The following is a 4,634-nucleotide window of genomic DNA, read 5'->3' as shown; positions in this document are numbered from 1 at the left end:
TCATCAGAATCGGCGTGCCTTTGACAGCTGACTGATAAGCAATGCCGCCGCCCATGATCCCGGCGCCGAGCACGGCTGCCTGTTTCACGTCTTTAGCGACTTCATCGTAAACCTTGGCTTTTTTCTTAAGTTCCTGATCGTTCAGGAACAGACCGATCAAGCTCTGTGCGGCTGAAGTCTTGGCCATTTTAACGAAGCCGGTCGCTTCGATTTCCAGGGCCTTGTCACGGCCAAAGTTGGCGGCTTTCTGGATGGTCTTGATCGCTTCAACCGGAGCCGGGTAGTTCGGGCCGGCTTGACCCGCGACAAAACCCTTGGCTGTTTCGAATGCCATCATCTGTTCAATGGCGTTGAGTTTAAGCTTGTCCAGTTTTGGCTGGCGACGGGCTTTGTGATCAAACTCGCCTGAAATGGCACGCTTGATCAGGTCCAGCGCCGCTTCGGCGAGCTTGCCTGGAGCAACCACGGCATCGACGGCGCCTACTTTCAAGGCGTCTTCGGCACGGTTTTCCTTGCCCGAGGCAATCCACTCGATAGCGTTGTCAGCACCGATCAGGCGCGGCAAACGGACCGTACCGCCGAAACCCGGGTACAGGCCCAGCTTGACTTCAGGCAGACCGATTTTGGCGCTGTCCGACATGACGCGGAAGTCAGCCGCCAGGCACATTTCAAAACCACCGCCCAATGCGATGCCATTGATTGCTGCCACGGTTGGAACACCGAGGTCTTCGAAATCGCTGAAAATCTTGTTGGCTTCGAGGTTGCCAGCCACCAGCTCAGCATCCGGCAACTTGAAGTTCTCGACGAACTCGGTGATGTCGGCGCCGACGATGAAAACATCTTTGCCACTGCTGACGATCACGCCCTTGATCGAAGCGTCTGCCTTGATGGCATCAACAGCCTGACGCAATTCGTTTAGGGTTAGACGGTTGAACTTGTTGACGGACTCACCCTTGAGATCGAACTTCAGTTCGACGATGCCACTTTCAAGAGCCTTAACCGTGATGGCTTTACCTTCGTAAATCATCAACTGATCTCCACGATATGGAAGCTGAACAATACGCGCTGGACGCTATAGCGATGACATGACGAAGGCATTACCGCCGTTGCTACTGTCAAACTGCTTAGCCGAACCCGCCGACGCGATACTCGGGATTCTGTATGAGCGTTTTTACGATGCAAACGCTCATTTCATACGCCCGTTTGATTTGGGTATGGACACCATCACGGAATTTCTACCAATTGTCAATTGGGCAAAATACCTGCGAACACAGCGGATTACCCACAGCCCAGCGGCGCGGCACATATTGGCTGCGGGTTTCAACAACGCTGGATGTAGGAATATTCGTTTGAGTAATGAAGGACGGCCAACTTTTGCACCTATTCCGGGCAATTTGGCTATCGGCGGATAAAAAAGAGGCGAAAGCGCGACAAACGCTTCAGGAGGGTCTACATTCTGCGCACTGACGAATCAGGCGCACCCAAATGAGCCCGATGACTGTTAACGCTTAGCGCCTTCCCTGCCTTCCTGAAGGGATCGCCACAGATTATCCGGCCTGCCTGGCCAACCCCGGCCCGATGTAGTTTTCGGGCTTTTTAATGCCTGGAATTTGAGTGATCGGCTAGCCAGAGAAGCTCAAGCCAAGGCCTTTAGTGCTGCCGCTATACGCTGTAACACTTCAGATTCGCCACGCTCAGCCCAATAAAATGCGATTAATTGCTTGTCCGCTTCGGCCTTAAACACGTCTGCGGGAAGCGTGCGCAACCAGGTCATTAATGCAGCGTCCTCGCATGGCTCACGCCATTGGTTGACCCATACACCGGGTTCGGTCTGCCAATAGACCCAACACAAGGGATCTTTGCGGCTGCGTGGCAAATGGTACTGGGCACAGGGGCTCGGGGGCTCAGCAGGTAACCAATGCGGCCATTCCTGCGGCGCAAGCTGCATTCCCAAGCCAAGACGGCGTGCCTCCAGGCGCAACGCCATCCTTCCGCTTTGTCGGCGCGTCGGTCTTAGCCATGCCAATGGGCTCAATATCAGTGCAAGGATTGACAGCACGATCCAGACCGTCATATTTCTGCTTCCGGAAATAACCAATAATTAACGGCGCACACGGTTGTGCGTGAAAAGAGCCATACTTAAGGCTATCGAAATCCTCAAGGGGTACTCCTCATGCCGTACGAACATATCCTGGTCGCCATCGACCTTACTGAAGAGTGCGACCCTGTTATACGTAGGGCTCGTGAACTCGCGGTGAGCAACAACGCGAAGCTCTCAATGGTGCACATCGTCGAGCCTATGGCTATGGCGTTCGGTGGTGACGTGCCCATGGATCTGTCACAACTGCAGCAGCAGCAATTTGATCAAGCCAAACAGAAGCTTGATGCGCTGAAACTGAAATATCCGGAAGTGAACATTGGCGACAGCCACCTTACCTATGGCCAGCCGCGTCAGGAAATCCACCAATTGGCCAAGACACAGTCCTGCGATTTGATTGTGGTGGGCAGCCACGGTCGGCACGGTCTTGCCTTGCTGCTGGGGTCCACCGCCAACGACGTCCTCCATGGCGCGCCGTGCGACGTACTGGCTGTGCGCCTGAAAACCCAGAGCTAAGCGCCTATCAAATAACGGATAACTTGCTGACACGAATGAATATGTAGGAGGCTCGCTTCGCGATCCATCGCGAGCAAGCCGCCCTACAAAAGATTACGCGTCCAGTTCAGCCCAGCGTTCCAGCAAGGTATCAAGCTGCGCTTGCAGGTTTTCAAGCTGCGCCATCACCGCCGCCGTCTGCTCGGCAGGACGCTGGTAAAAACCGGCATCCGCCATCTCAGCCGTCAGCGAAGCCATTTGCGCTTCGACATCATCGATTTGCTTAGGCAGCCCCTCAAGCTCACGCTGAAGCTTATAGCTGAGCTTCTTCTTGGCAACCGGCATCTCTTGAGCTGCCACAGGGGCTGCGGCAACTGCCGCACTGGCCAACTCGGCTTTACCCGATTTGTTCTCGGTAACGCCCAGCAGGCGTGGCGAGCCACCCTGACGCAGCCAGTCCTGATAACCACCGACGTATTCACGCACCTTGCCTTCGCCTTCGAACACCAGCGTACTGGTGACGACGTTGTCGAGGAATGCCCGGTCGTGACTGACCATCAACACGGTGCCCTTGAATGTCAGCAACACCTCTTCAAGCAGCTCGAGGGTTTCCACGTCCAGATCGTTGGTCGGTTCGTCGAGGACCAGCAGGTTGGCTGGCTTGCTGAACAGCTTGGCCAACAACAGACGGGCACGCTCGCCCCCTGACAGCGCTTTCACTGGAGTACGTGCACGCTGCGGGCTGAACAAAAAGTCGCCCAGGTAGCTCAGCACGTGGCGGCTTTGGCCATCGATATCGATGAAGTCGCGACCCTCGGCCACGTTGTCGATCACGGTTTTTTCCAAGTCGAGCTGGTGACGCAACTGATCGAAATAGGCCACGTCCAGGCGCGTACCCACTTCAACCGTACCGCTGACCGGCTGCAAGCTGTCGAGCATCAGTTTGAGCAGTGTGGTCTTGCCGGTACCGTTGGCACCCAGCAGACCGATACGGTCTTCGCGCTGCAAGACCATGGAGAAATCCTTGATCAGGAACGGGCCGCCCGGGTGCGCAAAGCTGACGTTGTCCAGGACCATCACTTGTTTGCCGGATTTATCGGCAGTGTCGAGCTGGATGTTCGCCTTGCCGGTGCGCTCGCGACGTTCGCTACGCTCTACGCGCAGCTCTTTCAAGGCGCGGACACGGCCTTCGTTACGCGTGCGGCGGGCTTTGATGCCCTGGCGAATCCAGACTTCTTCCTGGGCCAGGCGCTTGTCGAACAGCGCGTTAGCCGTTTCTTCAGCGGCCAACTGGGCCTCTTTGTGCACCAAAAAGCTGGCGTAATCGCCGTTCCAGTCGATCAAGCCGCCACGGTCCAACTCGAGAATGCGGGTCGCCAGGTTCTGCAGGAATGCCCGGTCGTGGGTAATGAACAGAACCGCGCCCTGGAAGCCCAACAGCGCCTCTTCAAGCCAGGCGATTGCGCCGATGTCCAAGTGGTTGGTGGGTTCGTCGAGGAGCAACAGGTCCGGCTCGGACACCAATGCCTGGGCCAGCAGTACCCGACGACGCCAACCGCCGGAAAGCTCGGCCAGGGTTTTGTCAGCCGGCAACTGCAAGCGGCTCAGGGTACTGTCGACCAACTGCTGCAAACGCCATCCGTCACGGGCTTCGAGGTCTTGCTGAACATGCATCAGCTTGTCCAGGTCCTCAGCGGTGACGATGTTCTGGCTCAGGTGATGATATTCGGCAAGCAGCGCGCCGACGCCGTCCAGGCCTTCGGCAACCACGTCGAACACGGTCCGCCCGTCGGCTTCCGGCAATTCTTGCGGCAGCTCGCCGATTTTCAGGCCTGGCGCGCGCCATACGGCGCCGTCATCCGGCTTCTGAACGCCTTTGACCAGCTTTAACATGCTGGACTTGCCGGTGCCGTTGCGGCCGATGATGCACACCCGCTCACCACGGGCGATCTGCCAGGACACCTTGTCCAACAACGGCATAGCGCCGAAAGCAAGGGACACATCGCTGAATTTGAGCAGGGTCATGATCTTCTCCAAAAAC

The 4,634-nt window shown here is 56.7% G+C and carries 4 protein-coding genes; 1 reads left to right on the top strand and 3 read right to left on the bottom strand.

Annotated features, from left to right (window positions below; all coding sequences use genetic code 11):
- Both JWR17_RS04100 and JWR17_RS04095 read right to left on the bottom strand, forming a co-directional pair.
- Positions 1 to 1,027: enoyl-CoA hydratase-related protein (locus tag JWR17_RS04100; protein WP_299828573.1), on the bottom strand; the 1,027-nt coding region annotated here is incomplete at its 3' end.
- 609 nt (positions 1,028 to 1,636) lie between these two features.
- Positions 1,637 to 2,074, bottom strand: coding sequence for a hypothetical protein (locus tag JWR17_RS04095; protein WP_299828572.1), 438 nt, complete (start codon positions 2,072 to 2,074; stop codon positions 1,637 to 1,639).
- 99 nt (positions 2,075 to 2,173) lie between these two features.
- On the opposite strand from JWR17_RS04095, the gene JWR17_RS04090 reads away from it, so the two are divergent.
- Positions 2,174 to 2,614, top strand: coding sequence for a universal stress protein (locus JWR17_RS04090; RefSeq protein WP_299828570.1), 441 nt, complete (start codon positions 2,174 to 2,176; stop codon positions 2,612 to 2,614).
- 93 nt (positions 2,615 to 2,707) lie between these two features.
- On the opposite strand, the gene JWR17_RS04085 is transcribed toward JWR17_RS04090, so the two are convergent.
- Complete coding sequence (locus tag JWR17_RS04085; RefSeq protein WP_299828575.1) at positions 2,708 to 4,618, bottom strand: ATP-binding cassette domain-containing protein; 1,911 nt, start codon at positions 4,616 to 4,618, stop codon at positions 2,708 to 2,710.
- Positions 4,619 to 4,634: the final 16 nt, after the last annotated feature.

The organism is Pseudomonas sp. (assembly GCF_028293835.1).
Classification (GTDB): Bacteria; Pseudomonadota; Gammaproteobacteria; order Pseudomonadales; family Pseudomonadaceae; genus Aquipseudomonas.
This window is presented reverse-complemented; position numbering and strand designations above follow the sequence as displayed.